The sequence below is a fragment of the Streptomyces sp. NPDC052114 genome (assembly GCF_040680155.1).
Classification (GTDB): domain Bacteria; phylum Actinomycetota; class Actinomycetes; order Streptomycetales; family Streptomycetaceae; genus Streptomyces.
In genome coordinates this window covers 1-25,522 of the sequence record NZ_JBFAWC010000015.1, presented here as the reverse complement: position 1 = coordinate 25,522, position 25,522 = coordinate 1, and the positions used below count along the sequence as shown (strand labels likewise).

25 protein-coding genes are annotated in these 25,522 nt (G+C 73.1%); 9 read left to right on the top strand and 16 right to left on the bottom strand.

The window, feature by feature from the left end:
* Positions 1 to 3 precede the first annotated feature (3 nt).
* From AB0L89_RS29480 to pssA, 4 genes are all read left to right on the top strand, one after another.
* On the top strand, positions 4 to 531 hold the full coding sequence (locus AB0L89_RS29480; RefSeq protein WP_365147331.1) for a MaoC family dehydratase: 528 nt from the start codon (positions 4 to 6) through the stop codon (positions 529 to 531).
* Between the two features lie 2 nt (positions 532 to 533).
* Positions 534 to 1,739: an acyl-CoA dehydrogenase family protein gene (locus AB0L89_RS29475; protein ID WP_365147328.1), complete on the top strand. Its 1,206-nt coding sequence runs from the start codon at positions 534 to 536 to the stop codon at positions 1,737 to 1,739.
* A 169-nt stretch (positions 1,740 to 1,908) separates the two neighbouring features.
* Positions 1,909 to 2,565: a phosphatidylserine decarboxylase gene (locus tag AB0L89_RS29470; RefSeq protein WP_365147325.1), complete on the top strand. Its 657-nt coding sequence runs from the start codon at positions 1,909 to 1,911 to the stop codon at positions 2,563 to 2,565.
* Entirely contained in the window at positions 2,552 to 3,406 is an 855-nt protein-coding gene (pssA, locus tag AB0L89_RS29465; RefSeq protein ID WP_365147323.1) for a CDP-diacylglycerol--serine O-phosphatidyltransferase, read from the top strand. Before AB0L89_RS29470 ends, pssA begins: the two co-directional genes overlap by 14 nt.
* Before the next feature lie 60 nt (positions 3,407 to 3,466).
* On the opposite strand, the gene AB0L89_RS29460 is transcribed toward pssA, so the two are convergent.
* Positions 3,467 to 4,483: a zinc-binding dehydrogenase gene (locus AB0L89_RS29460; protein ID WP_365147320.1), complete on the bottom strand. Its 1,017-nt coding sequence runs from the start codon at positions 4,481 to 4,483 to the stop codon at positions 3,467 to 3,469.
* Entirely contained in the window at positions 4,480 to 5,649 is a 1,170-nt protein-coding gene (locus AB0L89_RS29455; RefSeq protein WP_365147317.1) for an LLM class flavin-dependent oxidoreductase, read from the bottom strand. The genes AB0L89_RS29460 and AB0L89_RS29455 overlap by 4 nt, the downstream gene beginning before the upstream one ends.
* A gap of 107 nt (positions 5,650 to 5,756) precedes the next feature.
* Between AB0L89_RS29455 and AB0L89_RS29450 the strand changes: the two genes are divergently transcribed.
* Positions 5,757 to 6,578 carry a PaaX family transcriptional regulator C-terminal domain-containing protein gene (locus tag AB0L89_RS29450; RefSeq protein WP_365147315.1) on the top strand — a complete coding sequence of 274 codons (822 nt, stop codon included), beginning with the start codon at positions 5,757 to 5,759 and terminating at the stop codon, positions 6,576 to 6,578.
* 1 nt (position 6,579) lies between these two features.
* On the opposite strand, the gene AB0L89_RS29445 is transcribed toward AB0L89_RS29450, so the two are convergent.
* The 5 genes from AB0L89_RS29445 to AB0L89_RS29425 all read right to left on the bottom strand — a co-directional run bounded on the left by AB0L89_RS29445 (position 6,580) and on the right by AB0L89_RS29425 (position 11,509).
* On the bottom strand, positions 6,580 to 7,839 hold the full coding sequence (locus AB0L89_RS29445; protein WP_365147312.1) for an ABC transporter substrate-binding protein: 1,260 nt from the start codon (positions 7,837 to 7,839) through the stop codon (positions 6,580 to 6,582).
* Positions 7,836 to 8,906 carry a branched-chain amino acid ABC transporter permease gene (locus AB0L89_RS29440; RefSeq protein WP_365147870.1) on the bottom strand — a complete coding sequence of 357 codons (1,071 nt, stop codon included), beginning with the start codon at positions 8,904 to 8,906 and terminating at the stop codon, positions 7,836 to 7,838. The genes AB0L89_RS29445 and AB0L89_RS29440 overlap by 4 nt, the downstream gene beginning before the upstream one ends.
* Positions 8,907 to 8,997: 91 nt before the next feature.
* A complete protein-coding gene (locus tag AB0L89_RS29435) occupies positions 8,998 to 9,888 on the bottom strand; it encodes a branched-chain amino acid ABC transporter permease (protein ID WP_365147309.1) in 891 nt (296 codons plus the stop codon).
* Complete coding sequence (locus tag AB0L89_RS29430) at positions 9,885 to 10,700, bottom strand: ABC transporter ATP-binding protein (RefSeq protein ID WP_365147307.1); 816 nt, start codon at positions 10,698 to 10,700, stop codon at positions 9,885 to 9,887. The genes AB0L89_RS29435 and AB0L89_RS29430 overlap by 4 nt, the downstream gene beginning before the upstream one ends.
* Positions 10,697 to 11,509 carry an ABC transporter ATP-binding protein gene (locus AB0L89_RS29425; RefSeq protein ID WP_365147867.1) on the bottom strand — a complete coding sequence of 271 codons (813 nt, stop codon included), beginning with the start codon at positions 11,507 to 11,509 and terminating at the stop codon, positions 10,697 to 10,699. Before AB0L89_RS29425 ends, AB0L89_RS29430 begins: the two co-directional genes overlap by 4 nt.
* Positions 11,510 to 11,751: 242 nt before the next feature.
* On the opposite strand from AB0L89_RS29425, the gene AB0L89_RS29420 reads away from it, so the two are divergent.
* On the top strand, positions 11,752 to 13,020 hold the full coding sequence (locus tag AB0L89_RS29420; protein WP_365147304.1) for a helix-turn-helix domain-containing protein: 1,269 nt from the start codon (positions 11,752 to 11,754) through the stop codon (positions 13,018 to 13,020).
* Between the two features lie 118 nt (positions 13,021 to 13,138).
* On the opposite strand, the gene AB0L89_RS29415 is transcribed toward AB0L89_RS29420, so the two are convergent.
* The 4 genes from AB0L89_RS29415 to AB0L89_RS29400 form a co-directional block, all read right to left on the bottom strand.
* Positions 13,139 to 13,897 (bottom strand): hypothetical protein, encoded by a 759-nt coding sequence (locus AB0L89_RS29415; RefSeq protein WP_365147301.1) that lies wholly within the window; start codon positions 13,895 to 13,897, stop codon positions 13,139 to 13,141.
* Complete coding sequence (locus AB0L89_RS29410; RefSeq protein WP_365147299.1) at positions 13,894 to 14,490, bottom strand: hypothetical protein; 597 nt, start codon at positions 14,488 to 14,490, stop codon at positions 13,894 to 13,896. The genes AB0L89_RS29415 and AB0L89_RS29410 overlap by 4 nt, the downstream gene beginning before the upstream one ends.
* Before the next feature lie 178 nt (positions 14,491 to 14,668).
* A complete protein-coding gene (locus tag AB0L89_RS29405; protein ID WP_365147296.1) occupies positions 14,669 to 15,175 on the bottom strand; it encodes a carboxymuconolactone decarboxylase family protein in 507 nt (168 codons plus the stop codon).
* A 133-nt stretch (positions 15,176 to 15,308) separates the two neighbouring features.
* On the bottom strand, positions 15,309 to 16,496 hold the full coding sequence (locus AB0L89_RS29400; RefSeq protein ID WP_365147293.1) for a glycerate kinase: 1,188 nt from the start codon (positions 16,494 to 16,496) through the stop codon (positions 15,309 to 15,311).
* Positions 16,497 to 16,653: 157 nt separating this feature from the next.
* On the opposite strand from AB0L89_RS29400, the gene AB0L89_RS29395 reads away from it, so the two are divergent.
* The 3 genes from AB0L89_RS29395 (at position 16,654) to AB0L89_RS29385 (ending at position 20,171) form a co-directional block, all read left to right on the top strand.
* On the top strand, positions 16,654 to 18,375 hold the full coding sequence (locus tag AB0L89_RS29395; RefSeq protein WP_365147290.1) for a BCCT family transporter: 1,722 nt from the start codon (positions 16,654 to 16,656) through the stop codon (positions 18,373 to 18,375).
* Positions 18,376 to 18,562: 187 nt separating this feature from the next.
* Positions 18,563 to 19,651 carry an ADP-ribosylglycohydrolase family protein gene (locus AB0L89_RS29390; RefSeq protein WP_365147287.1) on the top strand — a complete coding sequence of 363 codons (1,089 nt, stop codon included), beginning with the start codon at positions 18,563 to 18,565 and terminating at the stop codon, positions 19,649 to 19,651.
* Between the two features lie 19 nt (positions 19,652 to 19,670).
* On the top strand, positions 19,671 to 20,171 hold the full coding sequence (locus AB0L89_RS29385) for an NUDIX hydrolase (protein ID WP_365147285.1): 501 nt from the start codon (positions 19,671 to 19,673) through the stop codon (positions 20,169 to 20,171).
* 31 nt (positions 20,172 to 20,202) lie between these two features.
* Here the strand turns inward: AB0L89_RS29385 and AB0L89_RS29380 are convergent, their stop codons facing one another.
* From AB0L89_RS29380 to AB0L89_RS29360, 5 genes are all read right to left on the bottom strand, one after another.
* On the bottom strand, positions 20,203 to 20,703 hold the full coding sequence (locus tag AB0L89_RS29380) for a methylated-DNA--[protein]-cysteine S-methyltransferase (RefSeq protein ID WP_365147282.1): 501 nt from the start codon (positions 20,701 to 20,703) through the stop codon (positions 20,203 to 20,205).
* A gap of 26 nt (positions 20,704 to 20,729) precedes the next feature.
* Entirely contained in the window at positions 20,730 to 22,232 is a 1,503-nt protein-coding gene (locus AB0L89_RS29375; protein WP_365147279.1) for an AlkA N-terminal domain-containing protein, read from the bottom strand.
* Positions 22,233 to 22,308: 76 nt separating this feature from the next.
* Positions 22,309 to 22,830 (bottom strand): O-acetyl-ADP-ribose deacetylase, encoded by a 522-nt coding sequence (locus AB0L89_RS29370; protein ID WP_365147276.1) that lies wholly within the window; start codon positions 22,828 to 22,830, stop codon positions 22,309 to 22,311.
* Positions 22,827 to 24,239, bottom strand: coding sequence for an NAD(P)/FAD-dependent oxidoreductase (locus AB0L89_RS29365; protein WP_365147273.1), 1,413 nt, complete (start codon positions 24,237 to 24,239; stop codon positions 22,827 to 22,829). Before AB0L89_RS29365 ends, AB0L89_RS29370 begins: the two co-directional genes overlap by 4 nt.
* Before the next feature lie 89 nt (positions 24,240 to 24,328).
* A complete protein-coding gene (locus AB0L89_RS29360) occupies positions 24,329 to 25,156 on the bottom strand; it encodes an inositol monophosphatase family protein (protein ID WP_365147270.1) in 828 nt (275 codons plus the stop codon).
* Between the last annotated feature and the right edge of the window lie 366 nt (positions 25,157 to 25,522).

The following is a 25,522-nucleotide window of genomic DNA, read 5'->3' as shown; positions in this document are numbered from 1 at the left end:
ACCATGCAGTTCGGCCGCACCTACGAAGAGTTCGAAGTCGGCGCCGTGTACAAGCACTGGCCCGGCAAGACGGTCACCGAGTACGACGACCACCTCTTCTGTCTGCTCACCATGAACCACCACCCCCTCCACATGGACACGAACTATGCGGAGAAGACGACGGACTTCGGCAAGAACGTCGTCGTCGGCAACTACATCTACTCCCTGCTGCTCGGCATGAGCGTGCCGGACGTCTCCGGCAAGGCGATCGCCAACCTGGAGATCGAGTCGCTCAAGCACGTGGCGCCGACCTTCCACGGCGACACGATCTACGGCGAGACGACCGTCCTGGACAAGACGCCGTCCAGGTCGAAGAGCGACCGCGGCATCGTCCACGTGGAGACCAAGGGCTACAAGCAGGACGGCACGCTCGTCTGCGTGTTCCGCCGCAAGGTGATGGTGCCCACCGAGACGTACATCAAGGAGCGCGGCGGCGAGCAGCCCGGTCGCCCGGAGCTGCTGGACACCCCGAAGAAGACGCAGGAGAAGTAGCCATGACGCGACTCGCCCAGACCGCCGGACTCACCGACGTCCAGCAGGAGATCCTGTCCACCGTCCGGGACTTCGTCGACAAGGAGATCATCCCGGTCGCCACGGAGCTGGAGCACCGTGACGAGTACCCGCAGCAGATCGTCGACGGCCTCAAGGAACTGGGCCTGTTCGGCCTGATGATCCCGGAGGAGTACGGCGGCCTGGGCGAGTCGCTGCTCACGTACGCGCTGTGCGTCGAGGAGATAGCGCGTGGCTGGATGTCGGTCTCCGGCATCATCAACACCCACTTCATCGTCGCCTACATGCTCAAGCAGCACGGCACGCAGGAGCAGAAGGACGCCTTCCTGCCGCGCATGGCGGCCGGCGAGGTGCGCGGCGCGTTCTCCATGTCGGAGCCGGGACTCGGCTCCGATGTGTCGGCGATCACGTCCAAGGGCGTCAAGGACGGCGACGAGTACGTCCTCAACGGCCAGAAGATGTGGTTGACGAACGGCGGCAGTTCCACGCTGGTCGCGGTCCTGTGCCGGAGTGACGAAGGACACCCCGAGGGCACGGCCCCGCACAAGTCGATGACGACGTTCCTCGTGGAGAAGGAGCCCGGGTTCGGCGAGGTCCGCCCCGGCCTCACCATCCCCGGAAAGATCGACAAGATGGGTTACAAGGGCGTCGACACGACCGAACTCATCATGGATGGGCTGCGAATTCCGGCCAATCGCGTGCTCGGCGGCACGACCGGCCGAGGGTTTTACCAAATGATGGACGGAGTCGAGGTCGGCCGCGTCAATGTCGCGGCACGTGGTTGCGGTGTCGCTCAGCGTGCATTTGAGCTCGGTGTCTCGTATGCCCAGCAACGTCACACTTTCGGGAAGCCGATCGCGCAGCACCAGGCCATCCAGTTCAAGCTGGCCGAGATGGCTACCAAGGTCGAGGCCGCCCATGCGATGATGGTGAATGCAGCACGCAAAAAGGACTCCGGGGAACGAAACGACCTCGAAGCAGGGATGGCGAAGTACCTCGCCTCCGAATACTGCAAAGAAGTCGTGGAGGACGCGTTCCGGATTCACGGCGGTTACGGCTTCTCGAAGGAGTATGAGATCGAGCGCCTCTACCGGGAGGCCCCGATGCTGCTGATCGGTGAAGGTACCGCCGAGATCCAGAAAATGATCATTGGTCGTCGACTGCTCGAAGAGTATCGATTCCAGGGCTAGATGCCCGGTTTGGGGTGTTTTCTCCGCGAAGAAGATCACACCCTGTCAACACTCTTCGGCCGCCGACTCGGCTTCCTGGCTTGCCCAGTTGTGGCTCGCAACCGATAGCATCCGGAGAAAGCCGCCGTCCCCCGTTCATGCGCGGCATCATCCGCTACGAAGGTCATCCATGCCCCACAGCCAAACCTCTGCACCACGCGACGGCATTCTTCAGGGACGCCTTGCTCGCGGAGCATCGCCGTGGCTCCTGCCGACCGTCGCCACCGCGGCACTCAGCCTCGCCCGTGCGCGCCGGTCCAAGGGCGCCGCGGCCGTCGCCGTACCCGCCACCGCTCTGGCGGCGGGCATGCTGTGGTTCTTCCGCGACCCCGAGCGCGAGATCGCTCAGGGGCGGGTCATCTCCCCCGCCGACGGCGTGGTGCAGAGCATCATGCCGTGGAAGGACGGGCGCACCCGCGTCGCCATCTTCATGAGCCCGTTGAACGTCCACGTCAACCGCGCGCCCCTGGCGGGCACGGTGACGTCCGTGGAGCACGTGCCCGGCGGGTTCGTCCCGGCGTTCAACAAGGAGAGCGAGAACAACGAGCGCGTTGTCTGGCACTTCGACACCGAGCTCGGCGACATCGAGATGATCCAGATCGCGGGCGCGGTCGCGCGGCGCATCGTGCCGTACGTGCCGCAGGGCACGAAGGTGGAGCAGGGCGAACGGATCGGCCTGATCCGCTTCGGCTCTCGCGTCGACATCTACCTCCCCGAGGGTGTCGAGGTGGACGTCGAGGTCGGTCAGAAGACCGTGGCTGGGGTGACTCGAATTGACCGTGGTTGATCCTGAAACACAGGCCGGCTGGGTGCCGGAGGCCGCCGAGGACGAGGCCGAGGAGGAGATGCCCCTCTCACTGCGCCTCTCGATAGCGGACACCCTCACGCTCGGCAACGCCACGTGCGGGTTCATGGCGGTGTACTTCACCACCACGGGCATCCTCATCCCGCACCTGCAGGGCAGCAACGAGAGCGGCATGGCGCGGCACTCCGCCGCCACCACCGTGATCCTGATGCTCTGCGCGGCCGTCTTCGACCTCTTCGACGGGCTCGTGGCCCGCAAGCTGCGGTCCTCGCCGATGGGCGCGGAGCTGGACAACCTGTCCGACCTGATCAGCTTCGGGCTCGCTCCCGCCTACTTCGTCCTGGTCTACGGCATGGTCGCGGACGACGCGCACCAGCGCGTGGCGGCGGTGGGCGCGATCGTGGTGCTGCTGGCGGTGGTGCTGCGGCTTGCGCGGTTCAGTTGCGTGACCGTGAAGGACGGCACCTTCCAGGGCATGCCGTCCCCGTTCGGAGCGCTGACGGTGGTCTCGATCGTGCTCCTGGAGCTGCCCTTCGTGGCGACGCTCCTCGCGATCATCGGCACGGCCTGGCTCATGGTCAGCCGCGTCGAGTACCCCAAGCCGCGGGGTCCGCTCGCGGTGGCCATGCTCGCGTGGATCGTCGCGGCCATGGGGCTGCTCGCGGCCTGGGCGTTCGACGCCCCGGGCGGCCAGCTGCTCCTGCAGACCGGCTGCGCGCTCCAGCTCGTCCTCGGCGCGGTGATCCCCCTCTTCGCCACGGCCCGACGGGTCAACAACTTCCGCGACAACCGTCGCGAGGCGCGGGCGGCGCAGCTGCCGTAGCGGCGCTCGTACGGTGCTTCGGGGGCCTGAACCTTCTGGTTCGGGCCCCCTTCGCGTGCCCTAGGGCCGCACCAGGACCTTCACGTGGTCGTCCGGTCGCGCCAGCGTCGCCATCGCCCCGTCCACCCCCGCGAAGCCCACCTCCCCCGTGATCAGCGCCGCCGCGTCCACCCTGCCGTCCGCGATCCTGTCCAGCGTGCGGGCGAACTCCTCGGGCGGGTACGCCATGCACATCGTCACCGTGATGTCCTTGTGGATCCCGACCACGGGACGGAAGGTGTCCTCGGTCATGCAGGCGCCGATCAGGAGGACGCGCGTGGCGCGCGGGGCCCGGTGCAGGACCGTGTTCAGCATGCCCGGCCGGCCCGAGCACTCGTACACGGACAGTGACTGGCCGGAACCGCTCGCCTCCCGCCACGCGTCGAAGGGGTCGCGCGTGGCCGGATCCAGCACCACGTGGGCTCCGAAGCGCTCAGCGAGCGCTCTGCGGCGTGCGGAGGGCTCGGAGACCACCACGGGGCCCACGCCGCGCTCCAGGAGCGCGGCGGTGGCTCCCAGGCCGATGGGGCCCGCTCCCAGGACCACGGCGCCGCTGCCGGGGGCGGGGTCCGCGCGGGCGACGTTGCCGAAGCCGACGGCCAGGGGCTCGGTGAGGGCGGCGACGCGCGGCGGGACGTGGTCGGGCACCGGGACGAGGGCGGCCTCCTGGAGCGTCATGCGCTCGCCGAAGCCGCCGGGGAAGCGCGTCGAGTAGCCGATCGTGCGCGGCGTGCCCGCGGGGTCGAGCGCCCAGGGCAGGCCGACGACGACCCTGCCCTGCCACTCCCCCGGGCTCAGCACCCGCGCGCACAGCTCGTGCCCCATGACCAGGTCCTGGTCCGGGTCGAACAGGAAGGACTCCGTCCCCGAGTCGCGGAAGGCCGCCAGGAAGTCGTCCGTGTGCCGGGCCGCCGAGAGGTCCGAGCCGCAGATGCCGGTGGCCAGGGTCTCGGCGAGGACCTGGCCGGGGCCCGGCGCCGGGGGCTCCGGGACCTCGTCCTCGACGAAGCGTCCGCCCCGCAGGACCGCGGCCCTCACCGCGCGTCCCCGGCCCGGCCGGCCGCCGCCTCGATCGCCGCCCGCATCGCCCCCATGAAGCGTTCGCTGTTCGCGTGGGCCCAGCCCATGGACGCCTCCCGGGCGCGGTTGGCGCCCGTGAAGTGCGGCATCACGTACTCGGCGAAGAGCTCGTAGCTGCGGCGCTTCGCCTCCGGGGTGCCGGTCGGCAGGTCGAGCAGGAGCAGGGTGCCGAAGCCGCCGGAGGCCTCGGCGAGGGCCTCGACGCGGGCGATCGCGTCCGCCGGGGTGCCGATGGTGGCGACGCCGAAGACCGGGAAGCCCTCGCCCGTCCAGTGGTCGACGGCCTGGGCCGCGGTGCGGCCCCACGGCATCGTCGTGCCGGACAGGCCCTCGATGTAGCGGACCAGGTGGAGCACGCCGTACGCGGCCTGGGCGCGGGCCTGCGCCGCCGTGTCCGCCAGGTGCATCGGCACGACGAGCCGCCAGGCCGCGCGGTCGGCGGTGTGGCCGTGCTCGGCGCAGGACTTCTCGTACGCGGACCAGTTGCCGCGCAGCGCCGCGAGCCCGGCGGGGTCGGCGGCCGCGAGGGAGAGCAGGCCGATGCCGTGCCGCCCCGCCTGCACCGAGCCGGAGGGCGAGACGGTCGAGGCGACCGCCATCTCGATGCCCTCGGGCCGGCAGGGGCGCAGCTGGAGCCTCGCCTCGGCCAGTTCGAACCAGTCGGTGCGCAGGGTGACGGTCTCGCCGCGCAGGAGCCGGACGATCGCGTCCAGGGCCTCGGCCATCATGGCGCGCTGCCGCATCGGGTCGATGCCCATCATGAACGCGTCGGAGGCGAGCTGGCCGGGGCCCGCTCCCAGCATCACGCGGCCCCTCGTCTGGTGGTCGAGCTGGAGGATGCGGTCCGCGAGGATCAGCGGGTGGTGGTACGGCAGCGAGTTCACGCCCGTGCCGAGTCTGATCCGGCGGGTGTGCTCGGCGGCGGCCGCGACGAAGACCTCCGGGGAGGCGACCGTCTCGTACCCGGCGGAGTGGTGCTCCCCGATCCACGCCTCGTCGAAGCCGAGGTCGTCGAGGTGGCGGACCAGGTCGAGGTCGCGGCGGATCTGGAGCGCGGGGTTGCCGTCGAGGCCGTGGTACGGGGCGATGAACGTGCCGAAGCGGGTGGGGCCCTGGTGATCCATGCGTACGCCTTCCGTGGGCGATGACACTGGACGTAACATCGAGCGCTCGAATTCTTACGTCCTATACCGGGGTGCCGGAGAGGTCAACAGGCAGAAGGGGACGGACGGTGCAGACACCACGCACGCGCCGTCGCGCGGACGGCTCGCCCAGCGCGCGGACGCTGCTGCTCACCGTGCTCGGCGAGTACGTGCGCTACGCGGGCGCCGCGCGCGTCTGGTCCGGTGCCGTGGTCGGCGCGCTCGGCGCCTGCGGGGTCGGCGAGGCGGCGACGCGGCGGGCCGTCGCCCGGCTCGTCGCGGAGGGCTGGCTGGCCACGGAGCGGGCGGGCCGCCGGACCGCGCTCGTCCTGGAGCCGCGCCTGGTCGCGCTGCTCACCGCGTGGACGCACCGCCTGGAGCGCGCGGTCGAGGAGACTCCGTGGCGCGGCGCGTGGCAGCAGCTGCTGCTGTACGGGCCCGCGGAGGGTCGGGCGCTGGTCGAGGAGCAGCTGGCGTTCGAGGGGTTCGGGCGGCTCGGCCCCGGCGCGTGGATCGCGGCGGACGCGGGCGGGGTGACCGCGCTGAAGGCGCTGCTGCGGGAGCAGGGGCTCGCGCCGCACGCGACCTGGCTGGTCTCGCGCGCCGAGGACGACGGCGGGATCGTCGCCCGCGCCTGGGACCTGTCGGCGGTGCGGGCCGCGCACGAGGAGTTCGTCGGGCGCTTCGGCGAGGTGCGCGCGGACTCGGACGAGGAGGCGTTCGTCCTGCGGACGCGGCTGGTGCACGCGTGGCGCGGCACGTTCGCACGGGATCCGCGCCTGCCCCGGCACCTGCTGCCGCCGGACTGGCCGGGGCTGGTGTCGACGAGGCTGTTCGTCGACACCTGGCGCGGGCTGCGGGACCCCGCGGACCGCCACTGGCGACGGCTGGCGCGGGACCCGCGCGGCTGACTCACTCCCCCGCCGTGTACCCCCGCGCCGCCTCGGCCGCGCCCGGCGCGCGGACGACCCTCATGCCGCCCGTGGCCTTCTTGTCCGGCTTGAGGATCACGCTCTTCGTGGAGGAGGGCGCCTTGGGGTCGGTGAAGTCCTGGGTGACGCCGAAGCCGGAGTCGAAGTCGTCGATCGTCAGGAGGGCCTTGTCCACGCCCTCGCGGGTGAGGTCCTTGGCCGCGCACGCCTTCTTCAGGGCCTCGCCGAAGACCGAGGCCGCCGTCCAGCCCGCCACGACGCCGTTGTCGAGGGAGTCCTCGGGGTGGGCCTTCTGATAGTCGGCGACGAGCTTCTTCGCCGCCGCCGTGTCCGCGCCGATCGGCAGCGTCGGCGAGGCGACGTAGTAGTTCTTGGTGAGGGCCGGGCCCGCCTGGGTGGCCAGGAGCTGCGGGGCGAACGCCGAGTTGTTGCCGATGACCGGGACGTCGAAGCGGCCGGCGGCGGCGACGCCGACGAGGGAAGCGGCCTGGCGGGGGCCCGCGCTGATCACGACGGCCTTGACCCCGGCCTTCTTCAGGGCGGAGACCTGCGCGGTCATGTCGTTGTCGGTCGGCTTGATCTTCTGCTCGACGACGGTCAGGCCCGCCGTGTCGGCCATGTGCCGCGACCCCTTGAGGGCGCTCTCGCCGTAGTCGCCCTCGAAGTAGACGTGCCCGAGCCTGTCGCCCTTCTTGAGGCCCTTCTCCTTCATCAGGAAGTCGATCGCGTTGATGGTCTCCAGGTCGTACGTCGATCCCACGACCCGCACGTACGGGCTGCCCAGCAGGTTCGCCGACCAGGCCTGCGGCAGGACGAGCCCCTTGTCGGCGTCGACGCGCCCCTTGACGGCGGCGACGAACGGGGAGCCGATGAACTGGGCGAAGCCGAGGACCTTCGGCTCCAGTTCGGTGTACGCGGCGACGGCCTTCTGCGGGTCGTAGCCGTGGTCGCGTACGGTCAGCCTCAGCTTGCGTCCGCAGATGCCGCCGTCGGCGTTGACCTGGTCGGCATAGAGCTGCTGGGCCTGGGTGACGCTCTTGCCGAGCGTGGCGTAGACGCCGGTCATGTCGGTGAGCACGCCGAGTTCGATGCTCCCGCTCGTCACGCCGTCGCCGGTCCGCACTCCTCCCGCGCCCTTGTCCTGCCCGTCGTCGTCCTTCGCCTTGGAGCTGCACGCGGACAGCGCGAGGAGCGCGGCGAGGGCGGTGACGGCCGCCGTGGCCCTGGTCGTTCTGTTCATGCTTCCTCCCCTGGAGTGCCTGGAGTGCCTGGAGTCGGCCTGCTGCGCCGGGCGGCGATCCTGACCAGGCCGCCGGGCAGGAAGAGCACCACCGCCACGACGGCGGCGCCGTACAGGTACCGGGACGCCTCGCCCGGTGAGATCCCGCCGGTGCCGGGCGCCGAGACCAGGGGCAGCGCCTCGCTGTACCGGGTGAGCAGCTGGGGCAGCAGGGAGACGAGGGCCGCGCCCGCGACGGCTCCGGCGACCGAGCCGAGGCCGCCGATCACGATCATGGCGAGGTATTCGAGGGAGAGCGTCATGCCGAAGTAGTCGGGCACCGTGCGCTGGAAGACCAGGGCGAGCAGCACTCCGGCGAGGCCCGCGTACATCGACGACAGGACGAAGACACCGGCGCGGTAGCGGGCCACCGGCACCCCGATGACGCCCGCGGCGACGCGGTGGTCGCGGATGGCGTTCATGGCGCGCCCCGGCCGGCCGCGCAGCACGCCCCGGGCGAAGAGCCCGCAGCCGAGGAGCAGGACGAGTCCGGCGTACCAGAGCTTCTCGGCGGAGCCGAACGGGACGGCGGCGACGAGGACTTCGCGGTCGTCGAAGGTGAGGCCGAGGAGGTCGAGGGGCGGCACGTCACGGCCGTTGGAACCGCCCGTCAGATCGTGCGCGTTGAACAGGACGTGCTGCCCGATGAAGATCAGCGCGAGGGTGGCGATGCCGAGGTAGGCGCCGCGCAGACGGCCCGCGATGGGGCTGAAGAGGCCGCCCGCGAGCCCGGCGACGGCCACGGCGAGCGCCGCGGCGAGCCAGGTCGGCAGGCCGAGCCCGGTCAGGCCGTCGTCGCCGTCCCCGGCGAACACGCAGTATCCGTACGCCCCGACGGCGAGGAAGAAGGCGTGCCCCATGGAGAGTTGGCCGGTCGCGCCGGTGAGGAGGTTGATGCCGATCGCCCCGATGGCGGCGGCCATCGCGAACAGGCCGGCCTGGAGCCAGAAGCGGTCGAGGTAGAAGGGCAGGGCGAGCAGGACGGCCGCGGCGGCGGCCCAGGCGTAGGTGCGGCGGCGCCGGAGCAGCGTAGGGCCTGCGGAACGGGCGGTGCGGGCGACGGCCTCGGACACGGGCGGCTCCTCGGACACGGGTGGCTGCGCGGTCACGCGTGGCTGCTCAGACACGGGCGAGCTCCTTGGTGCCGAAGAGGCCGGCGGGCCGCACGAGGAGGATGGCGGTCATGACGAGATAGGGCGCCAGATCCCCGAGTCCCCTTCCCAGGAAGGTGAGTTCGCTCTGGTATCCGGTGGCCAGGGACTCCGTGACGCCCACGACGAGGCCGCCGACGAGCGCGCCCGCGAGGGAGTCGAGGCCGCCGAGGATCGCGGCGGGGAACGCCTTCAGGGCGGCCAGGGACGTGGCGCGCTCCAGGCCCGGTGTCGGGAAGACGGTGAGGAACAGCGCGGCGACGGCGGCCAGCGCGCCCGCCACCGCCCAGGCGCCGAGGGAGACCCGGCCGAGGCGCACGCCCATCAGGGCCGCGGTCTCGGGGCTCTCGGCGGCGGCCCGCATGGCCACGCCCCATGAGGTGTACCGGAAGGCGAGGAGGAAGACGCTGATGAGCAGGGCCGCCGTCACGAACGCGGCGATACGGGTGTGCGCGAGGGAGACGGGACCGATCGTGAGCACCTCGTCGCCCCACGGGTCGCCGAGCGGCAGCACGTCGGTGCCGAGGCGGCGGGTGAGTTCGGTGGTGAGCAGGATGTCGACGCCGATGGTGACGATGGCGAGGACGCTGTGGTCGGTGCCCCGGTAGCGGCGCATGACCAGGAACTCGACGGCGGCGCCGACCACGGCCGCGCCCGCGACGCCGACGAGCAGCGCCGGCCAGAAGCCGAGGTCGTCGTGGAGGGACGCGGTGAGGTAGCCGCCGGCCAGGAGCAGCGAGGCGTGCGCGAAGTTCACCACCTCGGTGGCGCGGAAGATGACGACGAAGCCGAGGGCGATCAGGGCGTAGACGGCGCCCAACGAGACGCCGTTGAGGACGAGTTCGACGAACGTGGTCATGTGCGGGCCTCCCCCAGGTAGGCCCGCACGACCGCCGGGTCCCGCTGGACGTCGGCGGGCGTGCCGTCGGCGATGCGCCGCCCGAAGTCGAGTACGGTCACCGCGTCCGCGAGCCGCATCACCACCCCCATGTCGTGTTCCACCAGGACGATCGAGATGCCGAGGCTGTCGCGGACGCCCGCGATGACGGCGGCGGTGCGGCGCCGTTCGTCGGCGGTCATGCCCGCGACGGGCTCGTCGAGGAGCAGCAGGCGCGGCTCCATGCACAGGGCGCGGGCGAGTTCGGCCAGTTTCTGCTGGCCGTACGGCAGGGCGCCCGCGGGCCGGTGGAGTTGGCCGCCGATGCCGACGAACTCGGCTATCTCGCGCACGCGTTCGCGGTGGCGGTGCTCCTCGCGGGCCGCGGAGGGCAGCCGCAGCCCGGCGGCGACGAAGCCGGTGCGGGTGAGGCGGTGCCGGCCCAGGAGCAGGCTGTCGGCGACGGTGGCGCGCGGCGGCAGGGCGAGGTTCTGGAAGATCCGGGCGACGCCGAGCTCCGCGATGCGGTGCGGACGCATGCCGGTGAGCTCGTGCGCGCCGAAACGGACGCTGCCGCCGGTGGCGCGGCAGACGCCGGAGAGGACGTTGAAGCAGGTCGACTTGCCCGCGCCGTTGGGTCCGATGACGGCGTGCACGGTGCCGGGGCGGACGGTGAAGCCGACGGCGTCGAGCGCGGTGAGCCCGGCGAAGCGGACGGTCACGTCCCGTACGTCCAGGGGCGGTACGGATGCGTCCTCGGGCGGTGCGGAACGCGCGGCACTCCGCGGGCTCATCGGGCCGCCTCCCAGCGCGACAGCGCCGGCGGCGCGTCCAGGCCCGGCGAGACGTCGGCCGCCGCGTCCTCGTCGACCACGCCGAGGTAGCGGCGGCGCACCTCGTCGGAGGCGGCGAGCTCGTCCGCGGGCCCCGACAGGGCGACTTCGCCGACGTCGAGGACGTACGCGGCGGTGGCGAGGCGCAGCGCGAGGGCCGCGTTCTGCTCGACGAGGAGCACCGAGGTGCCCTGCTCGTTGATCTCCCTGACGGTGTCGGCGATCCGGGCGGCCATCAACGGCGCGAGTCCCAGGGAGGGTTCGTCGAGCAGCAGGAGCCGCGGGGAGGCCATCAGGGCCCTGCCGACGGCGAGCATCTGCTGTTCGCCGCCGGAGAGCAGCCCGGCGCGCTGGGCGCCGCGCTCGGCGAGGACCGGGAAGAGGTCGTGGACGCGGCGCAGGGCCGCCGCCCTGGCGATGCGCGAGCCGGTGGCGCCGAGCGCCCCGGCCCGCAGGTTGTCGGTGACGGTCATCCGCGCGAACACCTGTCTGCCTTCCGGGACATGGGAGATCCCCGCGGCCACCACGCGGTCCGGCGCGAGGGTGTCGACGCGCCGGCCGCCGAAGCGCACGGTGCCCGAGGTGAGCCGCCCGCCCTGGAAGGAGAGCGTGCGGGAGACGGCGCGCAGGAGCGTCGACTTGCCCGCGCCGTTGCCGCCGAGGACGGCGACGACCGCGCCCTCCGGCAGATCGAGCGAGACCCCGCGCAGGGCGCGCACGGGTCCGTAGCCGACCGACACGTCCCGTACGACGAGTCCGGAACCCTCCACCACGGGCAAACCCCCTGTCCCGCACGGCCGTCCGCCGTCGCGTGGCGCTCACCCCAGCACCGCGGGACCGGCGCGTCCACGGACAGCGGACGAATCGCTGCCGGGGACCAGCGCGGGCACCCCGTCGTTGTGCACGCGCACAACACCGCGTGTCAGGGGCCTGCCGGAGGGGACCGCCCCATGGCATCCTCCGCACCAATGACGTCCCGACGAACTCCCGGAGCACGGCGACGGAGGGATCCATGACCGGGCACGCGTTCGGGCGCAGACCGCGGACCGGGCACGACTGGAAGCTCCTCAAGGAGGCGTGCACGGCGCTCCTGCCGCGCCTGCCCGAACTGGTCGACGAGCATCTGCGCCAGCTCACCGAGCACTCGCCGCTGTACGGGCACGTGCTGCCGTACGACGTGCAGTGGCGGGAGGCCGAGGAGGCGATGCGGATCGGCATCGAGACCATCTCGGCGCCGCGGGCCTCGCCGCGCCGCGACCTGGAGTACGCGGAGGAGGCGGGTCGGCGCCGCGCGCAACAGGGCCTGCCGTTGGACCTGTTGGTGCACTCGTACCGCAACGCCGGCTATCTGGTGTGGGATTCGCTGCTGGAGGGCACGGCGGGTCAGGCCCCCGAGAAGCTGGAGGTCCTGATGCGTTCGGCGACGATGGTGTGGTCGGCGGTGGACGCGCAGGCCGCCGTGGCCTCCGACGCGTACCGCGCCACGGAGCTCGAACTGCGGCGCCGCACCGACGAGCAGTTGCAGGCGCTGCTCGACGCGCTCCTGGAGGGCCGGTCGGCGCCGGGCCTCGCGGCGCGCGCGGCGGCCGGGCTCGACCTGCCCGAGCACGGCCCGTACGCGGTGGTGGTCCTGCGGGTGGAGCGGCGCGACGGCCGCGAGGCGTTCCACCGGCAGATCCAGCGGGCGGGGTTCCGCTTCGTCTGGCGGATGCGGACCGACTGCGAGGTCGGCGTGGTCGCCCTGGGCGCGGCGGAGGGCGGCAAAGGCGACGGCGGCGGGGCGGACGGCGGCGGGGCGGCGGGGCTCGACGCCCTGGCCCGGATGCTCGACGGGCGGTGTCCGGGGCCCGGCGGCATCAGCCCCGTGGTCGGGGGCCTGGCGCAGCTCGGGCACGCCAGGCGGCTCGCGGAGCTGGCGCTGCGCACCTGCCCGCCGGGCGCGACCGGCATCGTCCGGCTCGACCAGCGGATGCCGACGGCCCTGGTGGTGAGCCGACCGGAGCTGGCGGAGCTGCTGGTGGCCGCGGTGCTCGGCGAGGTGCTCGCCCTCGAACCGGCGGACCGTGCCGTGCTGTTGGAGACGCTGGACGCGTGGCTGGACTGCGAGGGCTCCGCGGGGCGGGCGGCGGGACGGCTCTACTGCCACCGCAACACGGTGTTCAACCGCCTGCGCCGGCTGGAACAACTGACGGCGCGTTCGCTGGCGCGCCCGCGGGACCTGGTGGAGGTGGCGCTGGCGGTGGAGGCGCACCGGCTGTCCCAGGGGGCCCTTTCGGCGTGACCGGATCCCGGCACGACCGGGTCCGGGCACGCATTCTCCGTACGACTTCTCCGTACGACCGAACGGCCGCCCCGGGACCCGGTGTTCAGACGCCGCGCACGGGCCGGGCACGGGACGCTCAGACGCTGAGCAGGTCCTGGAACGCGCTCGCCGACTCCGTCGCCGACCTGCCGAAGGGCGCGTCGAAGTTCCAGACGAGGAAGAGCAGGAAGGCGATCAGGGCGCTGAACGTACCGGCGAGCAGCAGCTCCCGGCCCGAGCGTCTGATCTGGAGCGTGAAGATCAGCCCGACCGTGACGAGCGCCCCGGCGACCAGGCCGAACCAGACGACCCCGGGGAGGGTCTCCTCGGCGTTGTCGGCCCGTGCCCTGCGCGCCTCGTCGGCGGCGGCCACCTGGTCGAGCAGCGGCTGGTACGTCTGCGCCTCCAGCTCGCTCGCGGGCGGGCGCGCGGCGATGTCGTGGCGCAGGGTGTCGAGGAGTTCGGTGCCGCGGTCGGTGAGCCGGTGCTCCTCGATCATGAGCGGCCACTCGACCTTCGTGACGTGCTCGGTGTAGCGCCGCACGTCCCGCTGGATGCGCTCCTCGGCGTCCGCCGGATAGACCTGTGCGCGCCTGCTGATCTCGTGCAGCGCCTGGGCCTCCTGGCGCGCGCCGTCGTCGGCGGCGCCGCGGGCCTCCCAGACGCCCGCGATGGCGAGCCCGAGGACGATCGCGTAGACGACGCCGACCATCATCACCATGTACTCGATGACGTCGGGCGTCTCGCTGGTGTCGTCGTCGTCCACGGGCACGCGGCGGTGCCTGACCACGGTCATCGTCAGCACGACCGCGCAGGCCAGCGCCATGGCGCCGCCGAGGACGAACCATTCCGTCACGAAGAGCCTCCGGAGGGGGAGTTGGGGCGGGATCGGGCGCCCGCGGCGGAGCGCGAGCGCGGTCGCAGCAGGGCTGCGGCGAGGACCGCGGGCGTGGTGACGACCATCGTGGTCGTCACCACGGACCGCCCGCCCACGCGCTCCGCGTCCTTCGGCGGGCGGTAGGCCGGCGCGGGATAAGAGGGTGGGGCGGGCGGGGCGGGCTGCGGGGGCGGCGCCTGCTGCCGGGGGTGCGTACGCGTGGCTTCCAGGCGTACGGGGACGAGGAGCTCCCTGACCCGGGGGGCGGCGCGGGGTGTGGCGCGGGGCGGGTCGGCGGGCGCGGGGCGCGGCGCGGCCCCGGGTGGCGCGGGCGGCGGGGCGGCGGGCGGGGGTCCGGGGCGGGACGGGGCGGCCGCACGGGGCGCGGCGCCCGGCACCTGCTCGGGCCCGGCTTCGGCCGCGGGTGCCACCGGCCCGTCCGGGCGGCAGATGTCGACGTGCCCCGACAGGGCCGCTCCGGCGGCCTCGACCTGCGCGTCGACGGACAGCCCGGTCCACGGGCACAGGACGGCGATGACACCGAGTCCGCCGGCGTGCGCCCACCCGGTCAAGATCGACTCCTCTTCACGTACTGAAGAAACGATCACGTCCCCGGTTCGATACGGGTGAGCGGCAGAAGTCGTCGCGCCGGGGCGGCGGAAGCGGCCGGAGCGCCCGCGGCCCGGCGTCCGGATCCCGTCCTGGATCCGAACCCCGGGCCGCTGCGGCGCAGTTGGCGAACGGGTGGGCCTACTTCCACGGGCCGGTGAACGACCGGCCGGGCACCGGCTTGGCGATGAGCGCCACGGGGACGAAGAAGTTCACCTGGCCGATCGCGCACATCAGGGTGGCGAGCGCCCGGGGCTCGTAGAGCTCCGCCACCCGCGCGTACAGCTCGTCGGAGACCCGCTCGCCGTGCGCGGAGGGCCGGAGCACCGCCTCCACCAGCGCCAGCGCGGCGCGCTCGGCGCGAGTGAAGTACGGCGAGTCCTGCCAGGAGGCCACCGAGGTGATGCGCTCCTCGGACTCCCCCGCCTTGCGCAGGAATCCGGTGTGCAGGACCGTCAGATAGGTGCTGCCGACGATCTGCCCGGCCCGCAGGTGGACCAGGCTGATCGTGGCGCGCGGCACCGAGCCGTTGCCGACGGTCCTGAACAGCGCCGCCGACACCTCGGCCAGCTCGGGCAGCAGCTCCGTCGGGTCCTCGTCCAGCCGCGGGGCCATCGGGATCTCGGCCGTGATCGCACGCGTTTCCATCGTCATCTCCTCGGGGCTTTCGTGTGTGCCTTCACTGCCCTGACGGAGCCCGACGGAGATGTGTGACCGGGTGACCGGAATTCTTCTGGACGATCCTTCCGGGACGCGACGGGACGGGCCGGGACGGGATCGTTCAGCAGGTGAGGAAGTCCCGCGCGATGCCCTCCGCCACCGTCTCCAGGATCGGCCCCGCCTCGGCGATGCAGCGGGCCACGTCCGGCTCGACGTCGGTGAGGGCGTACGCGCGGCGGATGCCCGCCCTGCCGAGCGCCTCCGGGGGCAGGGCGAGGCGGCCGCAGACCGCGACGACCTCGATCCCGGCGGCACGGGCCGCCGCGGCGACCCCGGCGGGGGCCTTGCCGTGCAGGGTCTGCTCGTCGAGCGAGCCCTCGCCGGTGACGACGAGGGTGGCGCGGGCCAGCGCGGGCGCGAAGCCGAGGACGTCGAGCATGACCTCGATGCCGGGCCGGAAGCTCGCGCCGAGTCCGACCAGCGCGCCGTACCCGATGCCGCCCGCGGCGCCGGCGCCCGGCGAGGCCGCGTACTCCGCCGCCTTGGGGCCGATGGACTTCTCCAGGACCGCGGCGAAGTGCGCGAGCGCCGCGTCCAGGGCGGCGACGTCCTCCGGAGTGGCGCCCTTCTGCGGCCCGTACACCGCGGGCGCGCCCTTCGGGCCGGTCAGCGGGTTGTCGACGTCGCTGGCGAGGACGATCTCGACGTCCTTCAGGCGCGCGTCCAGGCCCGACAGGTCGGCGGTGGCCAGATCCTTGAGCGGGCCGCCGCCGGGGGCGACGGACGTGCCGTCCGCGTCCAGGAAGCGCGCGCCGAGCGCCGCCAGCATGCCCGCGCCGCCGTCGGTCGTGGCGCTGCCGCCGACACCGAAGACGATGGTGCGGGCGCCCGCGTCGAGCGCTGCGCGCAGCAGCTCGCCGGAGCCGTACGTCGTGGACGTGAGCGGGGCGAAGACGCCCTCGGGGAGCAGCTGGAGGCCCGAGGCCTCGGCCATCTCCACCACGGCGGTGCCGTCCTTGAGCGCGTACGCCGCCGTCACCTGGTCGCCGAGCGGTCCCGTGACGCGGACCTCGCGGCGCTCGAAGCCGCCCGCGACGGCCGCGGCGACCGTGCCGTCACCGCCGTCGGCGACGGGCAGCGCCTCGACCGCCACGTCGGGGGCGACGCGGCGCAGACCGGCCGTCACCCGCTCCGCGACCTGCACGGCCGTGAGCGAACCCTTGAACTTGTCCGCGGCGATGAGCACGCGCCGAGCCTGCTCGCGCTGAGCCTGCTGCTCGTGTCCCGCCGTCCCTGCAGCGTCCGCCACCTTGCATTCCCCTTGCTTTCCGGGCCTTGCTCGCGTCAAGGCAGTCGCGCCGCTGCGACCATAACCGCAGACGGGGCCCCCTGCCCATGGCCACCCGGAGCGCGAGACGGCGCGTCCAGGCGAAAAATCCCCTGATAGCGCACCATAGTGGTGCGCCATGAGCACGGAAATGATCGATCAGCCCCGTCCCGGCGAGGGCCCACCGGACCCCCCGTCGACCGACAGGGACCCGGCGGGCGCGGCCCCGGACGGCACTCCCGACTACGTGGTCGTCGGCGTCGGCGTGAGCGTCGTCCTCGCGGTGGTCGCCTGGGCCGCGATCGGCAAGAAATCCTTCGACCGGGCCTCCGACAGCGCGCTCGGCTGGGTCCTGGACAACTTCGCCTGGCTCTTCGTGATCGCCGCGGACGTCTTCCTCGTCCTGTGCGTGTTCCTCGCGCTCAGCCGCTTCGGCCGGATCAGGCTCGGCAAGGACGACTCCGAGCCGGAGTTCACCAACCTCGCGTGGATCGCGATGATGTTCAGCGCGGGCATGGGCATCGGCCTGATGTTCTACGGCGTGGGCGAGCCGCTGACCCACTACCTGAACCCTCCCCCGTCCTCGCCGGCCGAGCCGCGCACGGGCGCCGCCGCCCGCACCGCGCTCGAGTACTCCTTCTTCCACTGGACGCTGACCCCCTGGGCGATCTACGGCATCGCCGGTCTCGCCCTCGCCTACGCGGGCTTCCGCAAGGGCCGCGGCAACCGCCTCAGCTCCGTCTTCGTCCCGCTCATCGGCGCGCGGCGCGCGGCCTCCTGGCCCGGCCGCCTCATCGATCTGCTCGCGGTCTTCGCGACCGTCTTCGGCACGGCCACCAGCCTCGGCGTCGGCGCGCTCCAGGTCGCCACCGGCCTCAACCTCACGACGGGCGTGGAGAGTTCCACCACCCTCCAGCTGATCATCATCGTGTCGCTCGGCGCGGCCTTCGTGGTCTCGGCGTTCTCCGGGGTGCACAAGGGCGTGAAGTGGCTCAGCACCCTCAACATCATGCTGGCCGCCCTGCTGATGCTCTTCGTCTTCGTCCTGGGCCCGACCGTCTACGTCCTCGACGCGATCCCGGCGAGCGTCGGCGGCTATCTCCACCAGCTGCTGCCCATGGCCTCGCGCACGGGCGCGTTCACGGACAGCTCCTGGCTCGGCGCCTGGACGATCTTCTACTGGGCGTGGTGGCTGTCGTGGGCGCCCTTCGTCGGTACGTTCATCGCCCGCATCTCGCACGGCCGGACGATCCGCGAGTTCCTCATCGGCGTGCTGCTCGTGCCGAGCGGCGCCACGGTCGTGTGGTTCTGCGTGATGGGCGGCACCGGCATCCGGCTCGACGCGACCGGCAAGGTCGACATGGCGGAGAAGGTGAAGGAGGGCGCGGAGGCCTCGCTCTTCGCGATGCTGGACGCGCTGCCGCTGGGCACGGTCACCTCGTGGGTCGCGATGATCCTCGTCATGACGTACTTCGTCACGAGCGCGGACTCCGCGTCGCTGGTGATGGGCTCGCTCACCAGCCGCGGCTCGCTGCACCCGCCGACCTGGCTGGTCGTCACGTGGGGCGTCCTGATGGCGGCGGTGGCCGCGGTGCTCCTGGTCGCGGGCGGGCTGAACTCGCTCCAGAGCGCGACGATCCTGGTGGCGCTGCCGTTCGTGATCGTGATGCTGACGCTGTGCTGGGCGCTGCTCAAGGAGCTGCGCGAGGACCCGGGCGCGGGCCCCGCGCGCGGCCACGCGCTGCACGGGCTGCGGGACGCGGTGCGCATGATGGTCGGTGACGCGATCACCGAGCAGACACCGGACCGGCACCACCGGCTGCGACGGATCGTCAGGTCGCGGAGCCAGGACGGGGATTGAGCGGACCGGCTCCCCGAGCCGGTGGGCCGCCTCCCTGAGCCGCCACCGGTGCGGAGCCGATCCACGCGCGCACCGGGGCGCCGGGCCCCACCCGTCCGAGCGGGGCCCGGCGTCCATGCGGACTCCCTGCGGACTCCGCACCGACAGGGGTCGCACGGAACGGCCCCCGATCGGGTAGACCGGACCCATGACCTCCACGACCCCCGCGGCCACGGAATCCAGCGACGTCGACCTCGCCGACCGGGTGCACGGCGGCTGGCTCGGCCGCATCGCCGGCAACATGCTCGGCAAGCCGGTGGAGCGGGGCGACCACTGGACGCGCGACCGGATCCACCGCTATCTGGAGCGCACCGGCGCGCTGCCCCTGACGGACTATCTGCCCCAGCCCCCGGACGACCCGGGCGAGTTCGAGCTGCGCAAGGAGTGGCCGCGGTGCGTGCGCGGCCGGATCCACGGCAGCTGCCGGGACGACGACGTCGACTACGCCGTCCTCGGCCTGCACCTCCTGGAGACCCACGGCTTCGCCTTCAGCACCGAACAGGTCGGCGACCTGTGGCTGCTGCGCCTGCCCTACCTCCAGACGTTCACGGCGGAGCGGGCCGCGTACCGCAACCTCGCGAACGGGCTGCGGCCGCCGCTCACGGCGACGTACGAGAATCCCCACCAGGAGTGGATCGGCGCGCTGATCCGCGCGGACGTGTACGGCTGGACCTCGCCCGGCGACCCGCGCCGCGCCGCCGCGCTGGCCCGCCGCGACGCGGTGCTCTCCCACACCGGCAACGGCGTCTACGGCGCGATGTGGGCGGCGGCCCTGATCGCGGCGGCGTTCACCGCGCCGACGCCGCGCGAGGCGGTGGACACGGCGCTCACCGTCATCCCCGCGAGCTGCCGCCTCGCCCGCACGGTGCGGCGCGTGACCTCGCTCCACGAGGCCGGCCTCGGCTGGGAGGACACGCTGGACACGCTGGCCGAGGAGACGGCGGGCCTCGGCTGGATCCACGTCGTGCCGAACGCCGCCGTCCTGACCGCCGGACTCCTGTACGGCGAAGGGGACTTCACCCGCACCATCGCCCTGACCGTCCGCGGCGGCCTGGACACCGACTCCAACGGCGCGACGGCGGGCTCGGTGGCCGGTGTCCTGTGCGGCGCGGCGGCGATCCCCGCGCAGTGGCGGGACCCCCTGGAGGACCGCGTCAGCAGCGCGGTGTTCGGCTTCGACGGGGTGCGGATCAGCGAACTGGCTTCGCGTACCGTGGCGTTGATCGAGACCCCTTGAGCGGGGATACGCTGCCCCGATGACCACTGACGACTACGCCACGTACATCGCGGGCCTGCCCCGCGTCCTCGTCGGGGCCGCCGCGCTCTTCCGCGACGCGGAGGGCCGGGTCCTGCTCGTCGAGCCCAACTACCGCGAGGGCTGGGCCCTGCCCGGTGGGACCGTCGAGTCGGACGACGGGGAGACGCCGCGGCAGGGGGCGCGCAGGGAGACGGCCGAGGAGATCGGGCTCGACGTCGTGCTCGGACCGCTGCTCGCGGTGGACTGGGTGCCGCCGGGTCCCGTGCGGGCCCGGCCGCCGCTGGTGGCGTATCTGTACGACGGCGGGGTGCTCGACGCCGACCGGCTGAAGTCGATCAGGCTCCAGGAGGAGGAGCTGATCTCCTGGCGCCTGGTGGCCCCCGAGCACCTCACGGAGTATCTGCCCGGCGAACTGGGCCGACGGGTCGCCACCGGTCTCGACGTCCTGGCGCGGGGCGGCGGCCCCGCGGAGCTGGAGGACGGGCACCGGGTCGGCTGATCCCGCGCCCGCCGCGACGCCGCCGGCCGCCTCAGAAGAGGGCGTCCGGGGCCTTCGCAGCCCCGCCCTCGAAGGCGAGCAGCCGCCGCTTGCGGTCGAGCCCGCCGCCGTACCCCGTCAGGCTGCCGCCCGCGCCGATGACGCGGTGGCAGGGCACAATGACGCCGATGGGGTTCTTGCCGTTGGCGAGGCCGACCGCGCGGGAGGCGCCCGGTTTGCCGAGGGCCTCGGCCAGTTCGCCGTACGTACGGGTCTCGCCGTAGGGGATCCTCTGGAGCTCGTGCCAGACGGTGCGCTGGAACGGCGTGCCGTCGAGCCGCAGGGGCAGGTCGAACTCCGTCAGCTCCCCGGCGAAGTAGGCCGCCAGCTGGCTGATCGTCTCGCCGAACGGCGCCGGGTCGGGGTCGCCGAAGGTCTCCTGGGGCGGGCGGTGGCGCTGGTCGGTCATGTAGAGACCGCTGAGGACGCCGTCGGTGGCGACGAGCGTGAGCGGCCCGTAGGGGCTGTCGATGAGGGTGTGCAGGCGTTCCATGGCTGATGTCCCTTGCGCGGGGCCCCTCAGGCGGGGATGACGTTGATGGGGTGGTCGTCGGTGGCCCACAGGTACTGCACCGCGTACGCCCGCCAGGGCCGCCAGGCGGCGGCGCGCGCGGTGAGCGCGGCGGGGGTGTGCGGCAGGCCGAGCTCCTGTGCGGCGCGCCGGATGCCGAGGTCGGAGGGGAGGAACGCGTCGGGGTCGCCGAGCGCCCGCATCGCGATGACCTCGACCGTCCAGGGGCCGAAGCCGGGCAGCTCGGTGAGCCGGGCGCGGGCCTCGTCCCAGTCGCTCTCCACGCCGAGCCCGAGCCGTCCTTCGGCGAGGTGCCGCACCAGCGTGGTCAGGGTGGTGCGGCGGCTGCGGGGCAGGGCGAGGGTGTCCGGGTCGAGCGCGGCGAGCTCGTCCGGCGTGGGGAAGAGGTGGGTGAGGCCGCCCTCGGGGTCCTCGACCGGCCGGCCGTGCGCGGTGACGAGGCGGGCGGCGTGGGTGCGGGCGGCGGCCGTGGAGACCTGCTGGCCGAGGACGGCGCGCACGGCGAACTCGGCCTCGTCGACGGTGCGGGGCACGCGCCGGCCCGGGGCCTTGTCGACGAGCGGCGCGAGCAGCGGGTCGGTGCGCAGCTGTCCGTCGACGGCGGCGGGGTCGGCGTTCAGGTCGAGCAGGCGGCGGCAGCGGCTGATGGCGATGGTGAGATCGCGCAGGTCGGTGAGGGTGAGGCGGCAGCCGATGTGGTCGGGGTGCGGGGTGAGGGCGACGATGCCGTGGCCGAAGGGGAGGCTCAGGGTCCGGCGGTAGGCGCCGTCGCGCCACTCCTCGACGCCAGGCACGGCCGTGGCGATCAGATGGCCGAAGAGGTTGTCGGGGTTGAGCGGGGCGCGGAACGGCAGCCGCAGCGAGAGGACGCCGCCCGCGGCGCCGGACGGGGCCGCCGCACCGGACGGGGCGGCGCTCCCGGCCCGCTTCGGCGCGCGGGCGCGCAGCTCACCGGGGGCGAGCGCGAAGACCTCGCGCACGGTGTCGTTGAACGTGCGGATCGAGGAGAACCCGGCGGCGAAGGCGATCTCCGCCATCGGCAGCGCGGTCGTCTCGATGAGCAGCCGCGCGGTCTGGGCGCGCTGGGCACGGGCGAGGGCGAGCGGCCCGGCGCCCAGCTCGGCGAGCAGCTGCCGCTCGACCTGCCGGGTGCTGTAGCCGAGGCGGGTCGCGAGACCGGGGACGCCCTCGCGGTCGACGACACCGTCGGCGATGAGGCGCATGGCGCGGGCCACGAGGTCGGCGCGCTGGTTCCACTCGGGAGAGCCGGGGCTGGTGTCGGGGCGGCAGCGCTTGCAGGCCCGGAATCCGGCCTGCTGGCAGGCGGCCGCGCTCGGATAGAACGTCATGTTCTCGGCCTTGGGCGGCACGACCGGGCAGCTGGGGCGGCAGTAGATGCGCGTGGTGACGACGGCCGTGAAGAACCAGCCGTCGAAGCGTGCGTCCTTCGACTGCACGGCGCGTACGCAGCGCTCTGTGTCGGTGTGCATGCCCTCAAGGATCGTGGATCGCGCCCGGCACGGCTGGCGGGAATCCGACATCGACGTCGGACGGCCCGCGCGTCTCCTATGCCTCGACGGCCACGGCGAACGCCTCGTAGGCAGCGCGGTCGAAGAGCACGAACCGCACCTCGTCGAAGTCGGCCGGATCGGCGGCCTCGCGCACGGTGTCCACCGCGATGCGGGCCGCGTCGTCGAGCGGCCAGCGGTAGACGCCGGTGGAGATCGCGGGGAAGACGACCGTGCGCGCCCCCAGCCCGGCGGCGACGCGCAGCGCCTCGCGGTGGCAGGAGGCGAGCAGCGCGGAGCGGTCCTCGGTGGCCGACCAGACCGGACCGACGGTGTGGATCACATGCCCCGCGTCGAGCCGCCCGGCGGTGGTGGCGACGGCGCGTCCGGTGGGCAGTCCCTTGCCGTAGTGGGAGGCGCGCAGGCGCCGGCAGTCGGCGAGGATGTCGGGTCCGCCGCGCCGGTGGACGGCGCCGTCGACGCCCCCGCCGCCGAGCAGCGAGGAGTTGGCGGCGTTCACGATGGCGTCGGCGCGCTGCGCGGTGATGTCGCCCTGGACGAGCGTGATGGTGACGGTCATGACTGGCTCCTCAGCCGCTTCCACACGGCCTTCGCGGCGTTGTGCCCGGACATGCCGTGCACGCCCGGTCCCGGCGGGGTCGCGGAGGAGCAGATGAAGACGGCGGGGTGCTGGGTGGCGTACGGGAAGAGGGAGAGCCTGGGCCGCAGCAGGAGCTGGAGTCCGCTGGCCGCGCCGCAGGCGATGTCGCCGCCCACGTAGTTGGCGTTGTGCGCGGCGAGCTGGGGCGGGCCCGCGGTGGCGCGCGCGAGCACCCGGTCGCGGAAGCCGGGCGCGAAGCGCTCCAGCTGTCGCTCGACGGCCTCGGTCAGGTCCCCCTCCCAGCCGTTCGGGACATGGCCGTACGCCCAGAAGACGTGCTTGCCCTCCGGGGCGCGGGAGGGGTCGACGACGCTGGGCTGCACGGTGATCAGGAACGGGGCGTCCGGCGCGCGGCCCTCCCGCGAGGCGGTGCGCAGGGCGGCGCCGATCTCCTTGCTGCTCGCCCCGACCTGCACGGTCCCCGCGGTGCGGGGTGCCTCGGCGGTCCAGGGGACGGGGCCGTCGAGTGCGTAGTCGACCTTGAAGACGCTCGCGCCGTACCGATACCCGTCATAGGCGCGGCCGAGGCCCGCGATGCGGGCGAGCGCGGTCGGCGAGGTGTCGAAGACATAGGCACGGGCGGGCGGCAGGTCGTCGAGCCGCTTGACCTCGTAGTCGGTGTGGACGGTGCCGCCGAGGTCCTTGAGGTACGCGGTGAGCGCGTCGGAGATCGACTGCGAGCCGCCGCGGGCGACGGGCCAGCCGCGGGCGTGCGCGGCCAGCGCGAAGACCATGCCGACGCCGCCGGTGATGATGCCGTCCAGGGGCGCGATGACATGCGCGACGAGTCCGGCGAACAGCGCGCGGGCGCGGTCGTCGCGGAAGCGCCGCATCAGCCACGTCGACGGCGGCAGCCCCGCGATGCCGAACCGGGCGAGGGTGACGGGGTCGCGCGGCAGCGAACTCATCGGCAGCGCCATGAAGTCCCGCAGCAGGACGTCCCACTTGGCGAGGAAGGGCTCCATCAGGCGCCGGTACGTCCCCGCGTCGCGCGGGCCGAAGGAAGCGGCGGTCTCGGACACCGAGCGGGACAGCACGGCGGCGCTGCCGTCGAGGAACGGGTGCGCCATGGGCAGCGGCGCGTGCAGCCACTCCAGGCCATACCTCTCCAGGGGCATGGCGCGGAACGCCGGGGAGTTGATGCCGAGGGGGTGGGCCGCGGAACAGGGGTCGTGCCGGAAGCCGGGCAGCGTCAGCTCCTGCGTGCGCGCCCCGCCTCCCACGGTGCTCTTGGCCTCGAACACGGCCACCGAGAAGCCGCGGCGGGCCAGCTCCACGGCAGCGGTCAGCCCGTTCGGTCCCGCCCCCACGACGACGGCATCAAGCATCGACGGCACCTTCGGACTCCTTTGTCAGCCGATGGCCACTGGCGCCCAGGATAGGACGGGGCACCGACAGCCACCTCGGAGCCCCTCCCTCAGGCGTGGCCGCCGAGGAGGCCGACGACCCGCCGGGCCGTGGCGGCGTCGCGCGCGGCGGCGAACGGCAGGGAATTGCCCCCGGCGATCCGGAACCGCTCGCCCGTGAGCGTCAGGTCGGTGCCGCCCGCCTCCTCGACGAGCAGCATCCCGGCGGCGTGGTCCCAGGCCAGCTCCCAGCTGAAGGCGACGGCGTCCAACTCGCCCCTGGCGATGGCGAGGTACTCCAGGCCCGCCGAACCGCACGGCCTCGGCCGCACGCCCGGCGCCCGCAGCCCCAGCAGGGCCCTCTTCTGCTCCTCGGTGGTGAAGTCCGGGTGCGAGGTGGCCACTTCGATCTCCGCGCCGTCCTCGGGGGCGCCGGACACCAGGCGCTCGCCGTTGAGCCACGCTCCCTTTCCGCGGACCGCCACGGCGAACTGGTCGAGGACCGGTGCGTACGTCCAGGAGGCCTGGACCTCGCCGTCCACCGCGAGGGCGACGAGCATGCAGAAGCCGGGGTCGCCGTGCACGAACTGGCGGGTGCCGTCCACGGGGTCGACGATCCAGACCGGGGCGTCGCCCGATATCTCCTCGTACCGCGCCGGGTCCGCGTGGACCGCTTCCTCGCCCACGACGACCGAGCCGGGGAGGAGGGCGGCGAGGTCGGTCGTCAGTTGCTCCTCCGCTCGGCGGTCGGCGACGGTCACCATGTCGTGGGGGCCGGTCTTCTCGACGACGTCGCCTTCGGCGAGCTGGCGGAAGCGGGGGGTGACCTCCGCTGCGGCGGCCTTGCGGAGGGCCTCTTCCACTTCACGCACCCCGTGCGTCAGAAACTCTTCGATCATGTGTCCATGAGAGCACGGTGCGCTGACATCGCGTACGGGCCGGGTGAACGGGACCTGAATCCCTGCGTAACCTGCGGGGCGCCCTGCCGGTCCGGCTGCGCCGGGGCGGGTGCCTCCTTGATCGCCGCCCGGCACCGGGGCCCTGCCCGGCTGCGCCGGGGCTGGAGCCACACTTCCCGCTGCCCGGCGCCGTGGGCTGTGCCCACCCGTTCCGCCTTGCGGAACGCCTGCCCACAGCAGCAACCACCGACGCCCGGCAGGCGCACGCGCTCCCGAGGGGACGTGGGGGTATGTGCGAACGGAGCACTGAGCGGGCGATGGCGTCTTTGGACTTGGGGCGGGGCGCAGGGATGGCGAGTACGCACA

What these genes read in the sequence shown, in the direction of transcription:
- AB0L89_RS29395 (WP_365147290.1), top strand. Translation starts at nt 16,654, where the DNA reads ATGAGCACGGAAATGATCGATCAGCCCCGTCCCGGCGAGGGCCCACCG.
- AB0L89_RS29375 (WP_365147279.1), bottom strand. Translation starts at nt 22,232, where the DNA reads ATGCACACCGACACAGAGCGCTGCGTACGCGCCGTGCAGTCGAAGGAC.
- AB0L89_RS29445 (WP_365147312.1), bottom strand. Translation starts at nt 7,839, where the DNA reads ATGAACAGAACGACCAGGGCCACGGCGGCCGTCACCGCCCTCGCCGCG.
- AB0L89_RS29360 (WP_365147270.1), bottom strand. Translation starts at nt 25,156, where the DNA reads ATGATCGAAGAGTTTCTGACGCACGGGGTGCGTGAAGTGGAAGAGGCC.
- AB0L89_RS29480 (WP_365147331.1), top strand. Translation starts at nt 4, where the DNA reads ATGCAGTTCGGCCGCACCTACGAAGAGTTCGAAGTCGGCGCCGTGTAC.
- AB0L89_RS29475 (WP_365147328.1), top strand. Translation starts at nt 534, where the DNA reads ATGACGCGACTCGCCCAGACCGCCGGACTCACCGACGTCCAGCAGGAG.
- AB0L89_RS29390 (WP_365147287.1), top strand. Translation starts at nt 18,563, where the DNA reads ATGACCTCCACGACCCCCGCGGCCACGGAATCCAGCGACGTCGACCTC.
- AB0L89_RS29420 (WP_365147304.1), top strand. Translation starts at nt 11,752, where the DNA reads ATGACCGGGCACGCGTTCGGGCGCAGACCGCGGACCGGGCACGACTGG.
- AB0L89_RS29405 (WP_365147296.1), bottom strand. Translation starts at nt 15,175, where the DNA reads ATGGAAACGCGTGCGATCACGGCCGAGATCCCGATGGCCCCGCGGCTG.
- AB0L89_RS29365 (WP_365147273.1), bottom strand. Translation starts at nt 24,239, where the DNA reads ATGCTTGATGCCGTCGTCGTGGGGGCGGGACCGAACGGGCTGACCGCT.
- AB0L89_RS29380 (WP_365147282.1), bottom strand. Translation starts at nt 20,703, where the DNA reads ATGGAACGCCTGCACACCCTCATCGACAGCCCCTACGGGCCGCTCACG.
- AB0L89_RS29430 (WP_365147307.1), bottom strand. Translation starts at nt 10,700, where the DNA reads ATGAGCCCGCGGAGTGCCGCGCGTTCCGCACCGCCCGAGGACGCATCC.
- AB0L89_RS29385 (WP_365147285.1), top strand. Translation starts at nt 19,671, where the DNA reads ATGACCACTGACGACTACGCCACGTACATCGCGGGCCTGCCCCGCGTC.
- AB0L89_RS29370 (WP_365147276.1), bottom strand. Translation starts at nt 22,830, where the DNA reads ATGACCGTCACCATCACGCTCGTCCAGGGCGACATCACCGCGCAGCGC.
- AB0L89_RS29470 (WP_365147325.1), top strand. Translation starts at nt 1,909, where the DNA reads ATGCCCCACAGCCAAACCTCTGCACCACGCGACGGCATTCTTCAGGGA.
- AB0L89_RS29435 (WP_365147309.1), bottom strand. Translation starts at nt 9,888, where the DNA reads ATGACCACGTTCGTCGAACTCGTCCTCAACGGCGTCTCGTTGGGCGCC.
- AB0L89_RS29455 (WP_365147317.1), bottom strand. Translation starts at nt 5,649, where the DNA reads ATGGATCACCAGGGCCCCACCCGCTTCGGCACGTTCATCGCCCCGTAC.